General features: G+C 71.1%; 13 protein-coding genes. 6 read left to right on the forward strand and 7 right to left on the reverse strand.

Annotation, left to right across the window (positions count from 1 at the left end):
* Positions 1 to 72: 72 nt before the first annotated feature.
* Positions 73 to 255, forward strand: coding sequence for a hypothetical protein (locus ACFY12_RS30960; protein WP_390719247.1), 183 nt, complete (start codon positions 73 to 75; stop codon positions 253 to 255).
* A 48-nt stretch (positions 256 to 303) separates the two neighbouring features.
* Here the strand turns inward: ACFY12_RS30960 and ACFY12_RS30965 are convergent, their stop codons facing one another.
* On the reverse strand, positions 304 to 1,086 hold the full coding sequence (locus ACFY12_RS30965) for a hypothetical protein (RefSeq protein ID WP_390719248.1): 783 nt from the start codon (positions 1,084 to 1,086) through the stop codon (positions 304 to 306).
* A gap of 195 nt (positions 1,087 to 1,281) precedes the next feature.
* Positions 1,282 to 1,950, reverse strand: coding sequence for a class I SAM-dependent methyltransferase (locus ACFY12_RS30970; RefSeq protein ID WP_390719249.1), 669 nt, complete (start codon positions 1,948 to 1,950; stop codon positions 1,282 to 1,284).
* Positions 1,951 to 2,232: 282 nt separating this feature from the next.
* Here ACFY12_RS30970 and ACFY12_RS30975 point away from each other — a divergent pair, with 282 nt between their 5' ends.
* Positions 2,233 to 2,847, forward strand: a complete 615-nt coding sequence (locus ACFY12_RS30975; protein ID WP_390719250.1) for an ATP/GTP-binding protein — start codon at positions 2,233 to 2,235, stop codon at positions 2,845 to 2,847.
* 49 nt (positions 2,848 to 2,896) lie between these two features.
* Here ACFY12_RS30975 and ACFY12_RS30980 read toward each other — a convergent pair whose 3' ends face one another.
* On the reverse strand, positions 2,897 to 3,325 hold the full coding sequence (locus ACFY12_RS30980; RefSeq protein ID WP_390719251.1) for a PPOX class F420-dependent oxidoreductase: 429 nt from the start codon (positions 3,323 to 3,325) through the stop codon (positions 2,897 to 2,899).
* A 168-nt stretch (positions 3,326 to 3,493) separates the two neighbouring features.
* On the opposite strand from ACFY12_RS30980, the gene ACFY12_RS30985 reads away from it, so the two are divergent.
* Together ACFY12_RS30985 and ACFY12_RS30990 are read left to right on the forward strand one after the other, a co-directional pair.
* Positions 3,494 to 3,913 carry a roadblock/LC7 domain-containing protein gene (locus tag ACFY12_RS30985; RefSeq protein ID WP_390719252.1) on the forward strand — a complete coding sequence of 140 codons (420 nt, stop codon included), beginning with the start codon at positions 3,494 to 3,496 and terminating at the stop codon, positions 3,911 to 3,913.
* A 67-nt stretch (positions 3,914 to 3,980) separates the two neighbouring features.
* A complete protein-coding gene (locus tag ACFY12_RS30990) occupies positions 3,981 to 4,871 on the forward strand; it encodes a DUF6397 family protein (RefSeq protein WP_390719253.1) in 891 nt (296 codons plus the stop codon).
* Here ACFY12_RS30990 and ACFY12_RS30995 read toward each other — a convergent pair.
* Together ACFY12_RS30995 and ACFY12_RS31000 are read right to left on the reverse strand one after the other, a co-directional pair.
* Positions 4,858 to 5,721 carry an acyl-CoA thioesterase gene (locus ACFY12_RS30995; protein ID WP_390719254.1) on the reverse strand — a complete coding sequence of 288 codons (864 nt, stop codon included), beginning with the start codon at positions 5,719 to 5,721 and terminating at the stop codon, positions 4,858 to 4,860. The two genes, ACFY12_RS30990 and ACFY12_RS30995, sit on opposite strands and share 14 nt — an antisense overlap.
* A 52-nt stretch (positions 5,722 to 5,773) precedes the next feature.
* Positions 5,774 to 8,287 carry a DEAD/DEAH box helicase gene (locus tag ACFY12_RS31000; RefSeq protein WP_390719255.1) on the reverse strand — a complete coding sequence of 838 codons (2,514 nt, stop codon included), beginning with the start codon at positions 8,285 to 8,287 and terminating at the stop codon, positions 5,774 to 5,776.
* A 574-nt stretch (positions 8,288 to 8,861) separates the two neighbouring features.
* On the opposite strand from ACFY12_RS31000, the gene ACFY12_RS31005 reads away from it, so the two are divergent.
* Entirely contained in the window at positions 8,862 to 9,653 is a 792-nt protein-coding gene (locus ACFY12_RS31005) for a metal-dependent hydrolase (RefSeq protein ID WP_390719256.1), read from the forward strand.
* Between the two features lie 18 nt (positions 9,654 to 9,671).
* On the opposite strand, the gene ACFY12_RS31010 is transcribed toward ACFY12_RS31005, so the two are convergent.
* Positions 9,672 to 11,462 (reverse strand): ABC transporter ATP-binding protein, encoded by a 1,791-nt coding sequence (locus ACFY12_RS31010; protein ID WP_390719257.1) that lies wholly within the window; start codon positions 11,460 to 11,462, stop codon positions 9,672 to 9,674.
* A complete protein-coding gene (locus ACFY12_RS31015) occupies positions 11,459 to 13,276 on the reverse strand; it encodes an ABC transporter transmembrane domain-containing protein (protein WP_390719258.1) in 1,818 nt (605 codons plus the stop codon). Before ACFY12_RS31015 ends, ACFY12_RS31010 begins: the two co-directional genes overlap by 4 nt.
* A gap of 229 nt (positions 13,277 to 13,505) precedes the next feature.
* On the opposite strand from ACFY12_RS31015, the gene ACFY12_RS31020 reads away from it, so the two are divergent.
* The gene (locus ACFY12_RS31020; protein WP_390719259.1) at positions 13,506 to 14,258 is read left to right on the forward strand and encodes a L,D-transpeptidase family protein; all 753 of its coding nucleotides are present in this window, start codon (positions 13,506 to 13,508) and stop codon (positions 14,256 to 14,258) included.
* Positions 14,259 to 14,282 lie beyond the last annotated feature (24 nt).

Consider the following 14,282-nt stretch of genomic DNA (forward strand, 5'->3'; position numbering starts at 1 on the left):
AACCCGCGGTGGGAAAACGGCGTTCAATGGAGTAGACAGAGCGCGGCACACGCCGCGGAAGGGGCGTGAAGGATGTCCACACAGGGAAAGGTCGCGATCGGCGGTGTCGCGGTGGGAGTGATCCTGCTGTGGCTGCTGCCCTTCTGGGCGGCCGTACTGGTCATGGTCGGGGTCCCGGCCGTCGCGTACCTGACGCTCGACCCCTCCCAGCGCCGTCGGCTGCGCCGGGCCGGCCGCAAACAGATCGGCCGCTGAACCCCCGGGCCCCCACCTGCGCCGGGGGCCCGGGCGGCGGGGCCGACCTCAGACCGGCCGGGCGGCCAGCTCATCGAGCGACGACAGCAGACCGGGCAGTTCGGGCCCCCGGCCCACCGGATGCACCTCGCCGGGCTCCTCGTCGAGCAGAACGAACGCGATGTCGTCGGTGCGCGCGACCATGCTCCAGCCGGGCCCGTCGGCTCGCAGCATCCGCGCCTCGCCGGCCGCGAACGACGACCGCACCCGGCCCGGTGGCGGCGGATCGGTCACATACCCACGGGCCTCCGCCAGCACCCGCCGCACTGCTTCGCGCGCCTCGCCTCCGGCCCCCGGCTCTGTGAACTCGACCTCGTCGTCCGCCACCTGCTCGCGCCATGCCGCCCACTGCAGCGCGATCTCGTCCGCCCCGAGCCGGCGCTGCGCGGGCCCCCACTCCCCGGCGTCCGGAGGGGCGAGCGGTGCCGGGTCACCTTCCCGCGGCTCAGGATCGTGCGGCGGCGGTACGCCGGGGGCCGACACCGCGAGCGCCAGCGGCCACCCCGGAAGCGCCGCGACGACGCTCCCCTCGCCGGGCGAGAGCTCGTACTCCACACCGCAGTCCCAGGCCGCGATCGCACAGGCCACCAGCGGCACGTCCTCGGTCACCACCGTCCAGCGCGCGCCGCCGCCGTCCTGGCCGAGGACCAGCCCATAGCCCTCCGCGTACGGTTCGAGACCGAGCCCCGCGCACACCTCGGGGTAGTCGTCACCGAGCACACTGGGGAACTGCGCGGGCGTCAACAGGACCGCTGTCAGGACGAACAGCTGGTCGTCGCCGGTTCGTTGCACTTGGCTGCCTTCCCACGTGTTCGGCTTTCCCGCCGTGCCTTCCGGTTTCGCCGTGGCGCCTGCGGCGGGCGTGGGTTTGTCGGGTGCGGGTCCGCTCCTCCGGACTGGTGTCCTGCGGAACGGCCCCTCCGGTGAGGGGGAGTGAAGAGCGTGGTGGGGGCGTGCGTGAGCGGTCCACTGCTCGGACGCGAGCCCTTAACGTACACCCCCATCGGACTTCTTCCACCCCTTCGTGGAAGGTGCCGGAGCGCGGGACGGCCGACGCGACGCCACCGCCAGATACCGGTCGTCCCCGTCCTCGTACCGGACCAGGTCCCACCCGCTGCCGGCCAGGAGGGGCCGGAGATTCGGCTCCGCTCGGAGGTCGTCGGGGGTGACCGGGTGGCCCTTGCGTGCGGCGAGGGCCGCCCGCCCGATGGGGTGGAAGAGCGCCAGCCGACCACCGGGGCGTACCACCCTGGCCAGTTCGGTGAGGCCGTCCGACGGGGCGGGCAGATGGGTCAGGAGCCCGGCGGCGAACACCGCGTCCAGCGCCGCGTCCGGGAGCGGCAGCCGGGCCACATCGGCGAGGAGCAGCGCGGCGTGCGTGTCCCGCCCGGCCCGTACGGCGGCCTCCAGCATGTCGGGTGTGAGGTCGGCGCCCAGCGTCACGCCGTGCCGCCCCACGGCCTGACGCAGCGCGGGCAGCGCGCGCCCGGTACCGCAGCCGGCGTCCAGGACCCGGTCGCCTCGCTGGAGGCCGAGTGCGGCGACGCCCTTGGCGTAGGCAGGGCCGTCGTCGGGGAACTTGGCGTCCCAACCGGCGGCGCGCGGTGCGAAGAACGCCCGGATGTCGTGCGGCCGGTCCGTGTGGTGGTCGGTCATCTGGCTCCTCCAGGGGCGGCGGGCTGGATACATGATCCCGCACGGGCCCCTCTCCGGGGAACGTGTGCACGAGGCCCAACCGGCAGGAACGTCAGGGGCCGTGAGGCTCTTGATCGGAAGATGTGACGGGTTTGGCGAATCCGGGGAAATCCCGGCTGTGGGCAGGTACGGTCCTCGCCATGGTTTTCGGACGGCGCTCTGCCGCCGAAGGCTCCACTTGTCGAGCCACTCATCCGCACACCCCGTGACGCGCGGATCCCGCATTTTGGAGGAGACCGGCCCATGAACGCCGCACAAGGGGCCCCGGAGGGCGCAGCCCCGGACCCCGGCCCCGAGTTGGCCCTGAAGATCCTGGTCGCGGGCGGCTTCGGAGTGGGCAAGACAACCCTGGTGGGGGCGGTCAGCGAGATCCGTCCGTTGCACACCGAGGAAGGGCTCACCCAGGCGGGCGAGGCGGTGGACGACACCGGGGGAGTGGACGGCAAGGCCACCACCACGGTGGCCATGGACTTCGGCCGTATCACCATCAGGCAGGGGCTCTCCCTCTACCTCTTCGGCACCCCGGGACAGGACCGCTTCTGGTTCCTGTGGGACGACCTGTCGGAGGGCGCGCTGGGTGCCGTCGTCCTCGCCGACACCCGGCGGCTGCAGGACTGCTTCCCGGCGGTCGACTACTTCGAGCGCCGGGCGATCCCCTTCCTGGTGGCGGTCAACTGCTTCGCGGAGTCACGGTCCTACGGGGCGGACGAGGTGGCCCGCGCGCTGGACCTGGACCATGGCACCCCGGTCGTGCTCTGTGATGCCAGGGACCGGGACTCGGGCAAGGAAGTACTGGTCCGGCTCGTCGAGCACGCGGGCCGCCGGCACTCCGGACGGATACCGGCCCCGGTGGCCTGAGCGGCGGCCGGGCAGGCGTCGGCCCCGGGCGCTCCGCGACCGTGCGCCGTCAGTCCGCGAGCGCCGCCATGGCGACGACCTTGTCGATCGTGACCCGGACCACCACCTCGCCCGGAACGGCGTGGCGCGCGCCGAACTCCTCCGCGCGGTCCTCGCCCAGGTAACGGGCCGCGATCCGGGTCGCCCAGTGCCGTACCGCCGCCAGATCGTCGCTGATGGCCGCCGAGCCCTGGACGACCACGAAGGAGAACGGCAACCGCTCCTCGTCGGCGCAGAGCGCCACCCTGCTGCCGCGGACCAGATTGCGGCCCTTGACCGAGTCCACCCCGGTGTTGAACACCAGGTCATCGCCGTCCATGAGGAAGCACACCGGGGTGATGTGCGGACTGCCGTCGGCCCGCACGGTCGCCAGCTTGCCGGTCCTGGTGCCCTCGGAAAGGAACCTCTGCCACTCGTCCTTGGTCATTTCGTGTGCCATGCCTGCATCCTCTCCGCGCGCTACGGCGCCGCGCCGTGGGGCACGCCGGGCCGCGGGGCCGCTTGCCGGGACGGCGGACGTGGGACAGGCTGGCACGGCGGGCCGCGGACGGACCGCGGACTGCCGTCCGGCCCGGAGAGCGGACGGGGATGCGGGGAGGAAGCGGCAATGGCATTGAGCAGCGGACTCGACTGGCTGCTGGACGACTTGACCAAACGGGTACGGAAAGTGCGGCACGCCCTGGTGCTGTCCACCGACGGGCTGGTGACCGGCGCGAGCGAGGGACTGGAGCGGGAGGACGCCGAGCATCTGGCCGCGGTCGCCTCGGGACTGCACAGCCTCGCGAAGGGATCGGCGCTCCATTTCAGGGCCGGGCGGGTGCGTCAGACCATGATCGAATTCGACGACGGGGTGTTGTTCGTGACCGCGGCCGGCGGCGGCAGCTGTCTGTGCGTACTGGCCGGTGCCGACGCCGACATGGGGCAGATCGCCTACGAGATGACGTTGTTGGTCCATCGCGTCGGGGAGCATCTGGGTGTCGCGTCCCGCCGGCCGGAGAGTTATCCACAGGCCGGCGACCGGGGTTGACGCACTGTCGTTGACTGCGGCTATGGTCGTCACTGTCAGTGATCGACCGAGTTGCGGGGGAACCGACATGACAGTGATGTGCGACGGGCGGCAGACGCTCACGGCGGGGCGAGCGGCCCGCGAACTGGAGCTGAGGAGTGGCGAGTTCGAGCTTGCCGTCCAGCTCGGAGAAGTACGAACCATCCCGGCTGAGTCCGGTGACCGGCCGGGCGGCACGGCGACACCCGTCCGGCGCCGGGTCCCGGCAGAGGAGATCGCCCGGCTGCAGGCCGAGCCGGGCTTCCCGGAGGCGCTCCGTGAGCGCATCCGCACAGTCGGCACGAATGAAGCCGCCGCGCTGATGGGCATCGGACCCGGCAGGGCCCTCCGCCTGACCCGGGCCGGCTGCTTCGGCCCCGTCCGGTTCTATGTGAACCGCTACGGCGCGGTGGTCTGGCTCTACCTCGCCTCCGAGGTCGCCGAATTCGCCGACCGTGAACCCGGCCTGCTGCGGGGCGGCACCCCCACCGCGATGCGGGTGATGCTCGACGAGGGGCAGGACTGGCGCGCCCGGCAGTGGCGCAGCCGACGGGTCGCCCAGCTCATGGGACAGACCGAGGACCCGTGGGAATCGGCAGCGGCGATCGCTGCCGTACTTCCCCCGGAAGAGCTGGCCTCGGTGGCCGACAACCCCCTTGAGCGGACCCTGCTCCGCCGGCTCAGGCCCACCCTCGCAAGGGTGCTCACCGCCACCGCGGCAGCGCGCGAAACCGTCGAACGGGTCCTGACGGCGGACGAGTTCGACGAAGTCCTCTGGTACCGCGTCAATCTCGCCCGGGCCCTCGAAAGGGCCCGCGGCGAAGAGCCCGCACGGCTACGGACAGCGGCCGCCGCGGCGACGGCCACCCACCCGGGGCAGCCGTCCAGCTTCCTGAACAGTCCCTCCTGGGATGGCCGGACACGTCCTACAGCGCCCTGAACAACCCCTCCTGGACGACGGAGACCAGCAGTCTGCCCTCCCGGTCGTAGATGCGGCCGCGGGCCAGGCCCCGGCCGCCGGTGGCGATCGGCGACTCCTGGTCGTAGAGGAACCACTCGTCCGCGCGGAACGGCCGGTGGAACCACATCGCATGGTCGAGCGAGGCCATGTCGAAACCACGCCGCCCCCAGAGCGGCTCGATCGGGATGCGGACGGCGTCCAGCAGCGTCATATCGCTGGCATAGGTCAACGCGCAGGTATGCACGAGCGGATCCTCGCCCAGTGGTCCGACCGCGCGCATCCATACCGCGCTGCGCGGCTCCGCATCCCCGATCTCCTCCGGCGTCCAGCGCAGCCGGTCGACATAGCGGATGTCGAAGGGCTGACGGCGCGCCATCCGCTCCAACGCCTCGGGCAGACCACCGAGGTGTGCACGGACCTCCTCGGCAACCGTCGGGAGGTCCTCCGGGCCGGGCACCGCCCGGCGCATCGGCAACTGATGTTCGAAGCCGGGTTCCGGCTTGTGAAAGGAGGCGGTCAGATTGAAGATCGTTCGTCCCTCTTGGACCGCGACGACCCGACGGGTGGTGAAAGACCTTCCGTCACGGACCCGTTCGACCTGGTACACGATCGGTACACCCGGCCGGCCGGGCCGCAGGAAGTATGCGTGGAGCGAGTGCACCGGGCGGTCGGCCTCCGTGGTCCGCCCGGCGGCCACCAACGCCTGCCCCGCGACCTGGCCGCCGAAGACCCGCTGCAGCGATTCCTGGGGACTGCGCCCCCGGAAGATGTTCACCTCGATCTGCTCGAGATCGAGCAGATCGACCAGCCTCTCCGCAGGATTGGTCATGACCAGTGGTCCTCCGTCCGCTTCCCCGGCGGCCTCGGGCGAAGCCGTCGCCTCACAACTGACCCACATCCGTGACCCGCACGACCGCGCGCCCCTCCTCGTCGGAGGCGGCGAGGTCCACCTCCGCCGAGATACCCCAGTCGTGATCGCCGTTCGGGTCGGCGAAGGTCTGCCGCACCTTCCAGAGGCCGTGCTCGGCGTCCTCTTCGATCTGCAGCAGCTTCGGACCGCGCGCGTCCGGACCGGTGCCCAGCTCGTCGTACTCGTCCCAGTAGGCGTCCAGGGCCTCGCCCCAGGCCTCGGCGTCCCAGCCGGACTCGGCATCCATCTCCCCGAGCTCGTCGGCCTTGTCCAGCGCCGCCAGTTCCACCCGCCGGAACATCGCGTTGCGCACCAGCACCCGGAACGCCCGGGCGTTGGCCGTGACCGGCCGCACCTGGTCGGCCCGCTCCTGCGCCTGGTCCGCCGTCTCCTCCTCGGGGTTGGCGAGCTGCTCCCACTCGTCCAGCAGACTGGAGTCGACCTGCCGCACCATCTCGCCCAGCCAGGCGATGATGTCCTCGAAGTCCTCGGACTTCAGATCGTCCGGCACGGTGTGGTCCAGCGCCTTGTACGCACTCGCCAGGTAGCGCAGCACGATGCCCTCGGTACGCGCCAGTTCGTAGAAGGACGTGAACTCCGTGAAGGTCATGGCGCGTTCGTACATATCGCGGATGACCGACTTCGGCGACAGCGGATGGTCGCCCACCCACGGGTGGCTCTTGCGGTACAGCCCGTAGGCATGGAAGAGCAGCTCTTCCAGCGGCTTGGGGTACTCGACGTCCATGAGCCGTTCCATGCGCTCTTCGTACTCGACGCCGTCGGCCTTCATCTGGGCCACGGCCTCACCCCGCGCCTTGTTCTGCTGCGCGGCCAGGATCTGGCGCGGGTCGTCCAGTGTGGACTCCACGACAGAGACCATGTCCAGCGCGTACGACGGGGACTCGGGGTCCAGCAGGTCGAAGGCCGCCAGAGCGAAGGTCGACAGCGGCTGGTTCAGCGCGAAGTCCTGCTGAAGATCCACGGTCAGCCGGACGATCCGGCCCTCCGCGTCCGGCTCCGCCAGCCGCTCCACGATCCCGCCGTCCACCAGCGACCGGTAGATCGCGAGGGCCCGCCGGATGTGCCGGAGCTGATTCTTCCGCGGCTCGTGGTTGTCCTCCAGAAGCTGGCGCATCGCCTCGAAGGCATTGCCCGGCCGGGCGATCACCGACAGCAGCATCGTGTGCGTCACCCGGAACCGCGAGGTCAGCGGCTCCGGATCCGAAGCGATCAGTTTCTGGAAGGTGTTCTCGCCCCAGTTGACGAACCCCTCCGGTGCCTTCTTCCGCACCACCTTCCGCCGCTTCTTCGGGTCGTCGCCCGCCTTCGCCAGTGCCTTCTCGTTCTCCACGACATGCTCGGGCGCCTGCGCGACCACAAAGCCCGCGGTGTCGAAGCCGGCCCGCCCCGCCCGGCCCGCGATCTGATGGAACTCCCGCGCCCGCAGTGTCCGCACCCGCGACCCGTCGTACTTGGTGAGAGCAGTGAACAGCACCGTACGAATAGGGACGTTGACCCCGACGCCCAGCGTGTCCGTACCGCAAATGACCTTCAGCAGTCCGGCCTGTGCCAGCTTCTCCACCAGCCTGCGGTACTTGGGCAGCATCCCCGCGTGGTGCACGCCGATGCCATGGCGGACGTACCGCGAGAGATTGCGCCCGAACTTGGTGGTGAACCGGAAGTTCCCGATCAGCTGGGCGATCTGGTCCTTCTCGGCCCGCGTACACATGTTGATGCTCATCAGGGCCTGCGCCCGCTCCACGGCGGCGGCCTGGGTGAAGTGCACGATGTAGACGGGGGACTGCCGGGTCTCCAGCAGCTCGGTGAGCGTCTCGGTCAGTGCCGTGGTCCGGTACTCGTACGACAACGGAACCGGTCGCGTCGCCGAGCGGACCACCGACGTCGGACGCCCCGTGCGCCGCGTCAGATCCTCCTCGAAGCGCGACATGTCGCCGAGCGTTGCCGACATCAGGATGAACTGCGCCTGCGGCAGCTCCAGCAGCGGGATCTGCCAGGCCCAGCCGCGGTCCGGCTCGGCGTAGAAATGGAACTCGTCCATCACGACCTGGCCGATATCGGCGTCCTTGCCGTCCCGCAGCGCTATCGAGGCGAGCACCTCGGCGGTGCAGCAGATCACCGGAGCGTCGGCGTTGACCGATGCGTCACCCGTGAGCATGCCGACGTTCTCGGTACCAAAAAGCTTGCACAGATCGAAGAACTTCTCCGACACCAGCGCCTTGATGGGCGCGGTGTAGAAGGTGACCTGGTCATGGGCGAGCGCGGTGAAGTGCGCACCGGCCGCCACCATGCTCTTGCCCGAGCCGGTGGGGGTGGACAGGATGACGTTCGCACCCGAGACCACCTCGATCAGCGCCTCCTCCTGGGCGGGGTAGAGGGAGAACCCCTGCTGCTCGGCCCAGCCCGAAAAGGCTTCGAAGAGGGCATCGGGGTCGGCGTCGTTCGGCAGATGATCGATGAGGGTCACGCCCCCATACTGCCTGGCTTCCCCCCGCATCACGGAACCGGCGACCCGCAACCCCACTCCACGAAGATCAACACCCGCTCATCCCGTCCGCGCTACACCCCCGCCCACTCCGCAAGGCCACCCGCCGCAGCTCCCTGCCCCGCCGCCATACCCATGGTGACCTGCGAAAACGATGACCTCCGGGCGTGCCGGCCCTCAGCCGCGCCTCAGCAGCCCACCGGCCGTGAACGACCCCGCGCCCCTGACGCAAAGGGAGGCAGCCGCGTCCCCGCACCCCCTTGCCGCCCAAAGCCTCCGCGTACACCCGACGCCTTCCGCGCAATCTCTTCACACTCCGCACACGCACATGAACTCAGCGTCGTTCGCGGCGTCGATGGGGGCGACCGGCGTGGCGGTGACGCGGTGGTGACGTGGTGGAGATCACCACCGGGAGGGCGGAGCCGGGTGGGGCACCCGCTCCTTGTCGGGAGATCATCTGGCGTTACGCTGAGTTGCCGATCGGCCGTCAGGTGCTTGGCCCACGAGTGCGAAGCAGGACAACGGCGAAGCAAGAGAACAAGGGGTGGGAACGACCATGATGGGACCGGCGCACTCGCTGTCCGGGGCCGCGGCCTGGCTTGGGTTGGGCGCGGTGACCGCTGCCGCCGGACAGCCCATGCCCTGGCCGGTGGTCGTCTGCGGCGCTCTGATCTGTGCCGGAGCGGCGCTCGCCCCGGATCTCGACCACAAGTCGGCGACCATCTCGCGGGCCTTCGGTCCGCTTTCGCGGATGGTGTGCGAAGTGGTCGACAACCTCTCGCACGCGGTCTACAAGGCGACCAAGATGCGCGGCGACTCGAACCGTTCCGGTGGTCACCGTACGCTCACCCACACCTGGGTGTGGGCCGTGCTGGTCGGTGGCGGGATGTCGTTGCTCGCGATGCAGGGCGGCCGGTGGGCGGTGCTCGGCATCCTCTTCGTGCACATGGTGCTCGCCATCGAGGGGCTGCTGTGGCGGGCGGCGCGGGTCTCCAGCGATGTGCTGGTGTGGCTGTTGGGCGCGGCCTCGGCCTGGATCCTGGCCGGCGTTCTCGACCAGCCGGGCAACGGGGCGAACTGGCTGTTCGACGGGCCCGGGCAGCAGTACCTCTGGCTGGGGCTGCCGATCGTGCTCGGTGCGCTGGTCCATGACATCGGCGATGCGCTCACGGTCTCCGGCTGCCCCATCCTGTGGCCCATCCCGATAGGCCGTAAGCGCTGGTACCCGGTCGGTCCGCCGAAGGCCATGCGGTTCAAGGCCGGTAGCTGGGTGGAGCTGAAGGTGCTGATGCCGGCGTTCATGCTGGTGGGCGGCCTCAGCGGGTTGGGCGCGCTCGATTACCTCTGAGGCGCGCCGCCCAGGTCCTCAAGCGTCTCGCCCGTGCCATGACTGCCACAGCGCCGCATAGGCGCCGTCGGCCGCGACGAGTTCGTCGTGGCTGCCCAGTTCGCTGATCCGGCCGTCCTCGACGACGGCGATGACGTCGGCGTCGTGGGCGGTGTGCAGGCGGTGGGCGATGGCCACGACCGTGCGGCCGTCGAGGACCTTGCCCAGGGAGTGTTCCAGATGGCGGGCTGCCCGGGGATCGAGGAGCGACGTGGCCTCGTCGAGGACCAGGGTGTGGGGATCGGCGAGGACCAGACGGGCCAGGGCGATCTGCTGGGCTTGGGCCGGGGTCAGGGTGTGGCCGCCGGAGCCGACCTCGGTGTGGAGGCCGTCGTCCAGTGCCCGGGCCCAGCCGTCGGCGTCCACCGCGCCGAGTGCCGCCCACAGTTCGGCGTCCGTGGCGCCCGTGCGGGCCAGCAGCAGGTTGTCGCGGAGTGAGCCCACGAAGACGTGGTGCTCCTGGTTGACCAGTGCCACCTGCTCGCGGACCCGCTCGGCCGGCATCGCCGACAGCTCGGCACCGCCCATGGTGACGGAGCCCACCCGGGGGCCGTAGATCCCGGCCAGCAGCCGTCCGAGAGTCGATTTCCCGGCGCCGGAGGGGCCGACCAGCGCGAGCCGGCTGCCCGGGCGGATCCGCAGCGACACGTCGTGCAGCACGTCGACGCCGGTGCGGTAGCCGAACGTCACCCCATCGGCGTGGACATCGCGGCCGCCGGGGGCCAGGTCCGGGTCGCCTGCTCCGGGTTCGATCTCCCGGACGCCGACGAGGCGGGCGATGGACACCTGGGCCACCTGCAGCTCGTCGTACCAGCGCAGGATCATGTTGATGGGCTCGGTCATCATGTGGGAGAGCAGCGCCCCTGTGGTCAGTTGGCCCGGGGTGATCCATCCCTGCATGACGAACGCGCCGCCGAGCAGCAGCACCGCGCTCATGAACAGCACATGTGTCAGGTCGATGACGGGGAAGAGGACCGAGCGGAGGAAGAGCGTGTACCGCTCCCACTGGGTCCAGGCGCGGATGCGCCGCTCCGACAGGTCGATCCGGCGCCGGCCGAGGCGGTGGGCCTCGATGGTGCGTCCGGCATCGACGGATTCGGTGAGTACGGTGGAAACCGCCGCGTAGCCGGCGGCCTCCGAACGGTAGGCGCCGGGCGCCCGTTTGAAGTACCAGCGGCAGCCGATGACCAGCAGCGGCAGGGCGATCGGTACGGCCAGCGCGAGGGGCGGCGCGGTGATCGTGAGCCCGCCGAGCAGCAGCGCCACCCACACCACGCCGATGGACAGCTCGGGGACCGCCTCGCGCATCGCACTGGAGAGGCGGCCGATGTCCGTGGTGATCCGCGACAGCAGATCGCCGGTGCCGGCCCGTTCCAGGACGCCCGGCGGCAGTGCCACGGACCGTACGAGGAAGTCCTCCCGGAGGTCCGCCAGCATGCGTTCGCCGAGCATCGCGCCCCGGAGCCGGACCATGCGGACGAAGACCGCCTGGGCCACCAGAGCGAGTGTGAACAGGGCGATGGTCCAGCCCAGTTGGAGGTCGCGGGAGCCCGCGGCCAGCTTCTCGACGACTCCGCCGAGGAGGTAGGGGCCGACCATCGAGGCGATGACCGCGGCGGCGTTCACGGTGACCAGGACCGTGAACGCGCGGCGGTGACGGCGGATCAGGCCGCCGACGTAGCTCCGTACCGTCGCCGGTGAGCCGACGGGCAGTGTGGAAAGGGTCTGCGGGGCGTCCGGGTCGTGGTCCGGCGGTGCCAGGCCGATCATGCGGTCTCCTCGATCCGGCCGGTCGGCAGCGCCGGCTCGGAGTCCGTGGCGCGGGTGACGATGGCGCGGTAGGCGGGGTGGCTGTGCAGCAGTTCGTGGTGGGCGGCCTCGGCTACGACCTTGCCCTCATGGAGGTACGCGACCCGGTCGGCCCGGTCCAGCAGAAGCGGGCTGGAGGTGAGGACAACCGTCGTACGGCCTCCTCTGATCTCCCGCAGGCCGTCCGCGATACGGGCTTCGGTGTGCGCGTCGACGGCGCTGGTGGGCTCGTCGAGCACCAGTACCTCCGGGTCGGTGACCAGCGACCGGGCCAGCGCCAGCCGCTGCCGCTGGCCGCCGGAGAGCGAACGGCCGCGCTCGGTGATGTGGGTGCGCATCGGGTCTCCGGAGTCGTCGACGGACGCCTGGGCCAGTGCCGTCAGCACATCGCCGCACTCCGCGGCGGTGAGGGCGTCCGCCGCGGGCACCCGGCCGGAGGACGGGACGTCGAACAGCTCGCTCAGGGTGCCGGAGAGCAGCACCGGGTCCTTGTCCTGGACGAGGACGGCCCGGCGAGCGGTGTCCCGGGGGAGGCCGTCCAGCGGAGTGCCACCGAGGGAGACGGACAGCAGGACGGCGGCGTCACCCTCGCTGCTGTAGCCCTCGCCGCCGTCGCTCCGCGGCGGGTGGCCGCCGAGGCGTTCGGCGAGCCGGCCCGCGGCGTCGGGGTCGCCGCAGACCACCGCGGTCAGCTGGCCGGCCGGGGCGGTCAGCCCGCTGACCGGGTCGTGCAGGGCACCGGTGGGCATCTCCACGGGCTCGGCGGCCCGTCCGCCGGCCGGCCGGCACTGGGCCAGTACCCGGGCCGTACGCTTCGCCGACGGCCGGGCGAAGGAGTAGGCCTGGGCGATCTCCTCGAAGTGGCGGAGAGGGAGGAGCAGGAAGGTGACCGCGCTGTAGATGCCGACGAGTTCGCCCACCGCGACCGTGCCGTCGAGGGCGAGCCGGGTGCCGTACCAGACCACCGCGATGAGCAGCAGGCCCGGCAGCACCACCTGGACGGCCGAGATCAGCGACCACATACGGGCGCTGCGCACGGCGGCCTCGCGCACCTCCTGGGAGGCGCTGCGGTAGCGGCCGAGGAAGAGCTCCTCGCCGCCGATGCCGCGCAGGACCCGCAGTCCGGCCACGGTGTCGGAGGCCAGCTCGGTGGCCCGGCCGGCCTTGTCCCGCTGGATGTCGGCGCGCCGGGTCGCGGGCGGCAGCAGGGGCAGCACGGCCAGGACGAGGACGGGCAGACCGAGCGCCACCAGGACGCCGAGCTGCGGCTGACGGATGACCAGGACGACGGCGACGCCGACCGTGGTGACCGCCGCCGCGCCGAACCGGGAGACCGTCTCGGCGAATGTGCCGATCTTCTCCAGGTCGCCGGTGCTGACCGCGGCGATCTCACCGGCCGCCACCCGCCGCGTCATCGCCGAGCCCAGCTCCGTGGTCTTGCGGGCGAGCAGTTGCTGTATCCGGGCGACGCTGGTGATCCAGTTCGTGACGGCCGCCCGGTGCAGCATCGTGCTGCCGAGCGCGATCAGCACGCCCAGTACCGCCATCAGGCCGGCGGACAGCGCGAGCCGGCCGCTGTCACGGTCGACCACGGCCTGTACGGCGAGGCCGACCGGCAGCGGGAAGGAGGCGATGGCGCCGAAGTTCACCAGCCCCCAGCAGAGGGCCTTGAGGTGGCCGCCGAGCTGCTGTCGGCAGAGCCACCTGAGGAAGGCGCCGCCCGTACGGACGTCCGGGACGCCGGGGTCGGGGTGCGGAAGATCGCGAATATGCATGAGGTCCCAGGCGAAGTCGTGGTGGGTGGCCGGCAGAGCGCCGTCCCGGCAGGCGGAATGCCCCTCTCGCCCGTCTCGTCGGCGGAGGTGCTGGAAGCCTGGCGCGTGGGGTGGGCCGATTTCAAAGGGTTTTCCGCCGTGGCCCGGTGATTCGGACAATCGTGTGGTGATCTGCGCGCGGCGAGCGGGCGCTGAGGGCCTGTCAGGCGGGCGGTGCCACCATGGGCGCATGCGAACAGCGGGCGGTGCGGTGCGGATGGCGGCGGTGGCCGTGGCGGGGCTGGTTCTTCTGGCGGGCTGCGGCGGCGCGGTCAGCCGGGACGAGGGCGGAAAGGACGACGGCGCCGCCAAGGGAGAGCGCCCCGGGGGCCCGCCGCCCGGCGCGCCGGTCACCGTCCACCCCGAGACCGTGCCCGGGATCGGCACCGCGCTGCGGTCCCGGATCCCCGCCGATTCCGGGCAGGTCGTCGCGGTCTACGGAAGGGGCCCGGACTCCGCCGACTCCACCGTGGTCCTGTACGAGAAGCACGCCAAGGGGTGGGACCAGCAGGGCAGTTGGACGGCGCACAACGGGAGGCGCGGCTGGACCGTCGACCATCACGAGGACGACAAGCGCAGCCCCGTGGGGGTGTTCACCCTGACCGATGCGGGCGGTGTGCTCGCGAACCCCGGCACCAAGCTGCCCTATACGCACTCCTCGGCGTTCACCCCGCCCTCGTACTGGCCCAAGAACACCCGTAACGACTTCGATTACGTCATCGCGATCAACTACAACCGGGTGAAGGGGATTTCGCCGCTCGACCCCACTCGCCCGGAGGGGCGGTCCAAGGGCGGCGGGATCTGGCTGCACATGGACCACGGCGGCGGCACGTCCGGCTGTGTCAGCGTCTCGAAGGCCGGGATGCGGTCGCTGCTGCGCGCCCTCGACCCCGCCCGGCACCCGGTGGTGGTCATGGGGGACAAGGCCCATCTCGCCGCCTGAGGAGCGTACGGGGCGAGGGCGGCA

Origin of the sequence: Streptomyces sp. NPDC001339 (genome assembly GCF_042895955.1) — a bacterium.
In the GTDB taxonomy this organism is placed as follows: domain Bacteria; phylum Actinomycetota; class Actinomycetes; order Streptomycetales; family Streptomycetaceae; genus Streptomyces.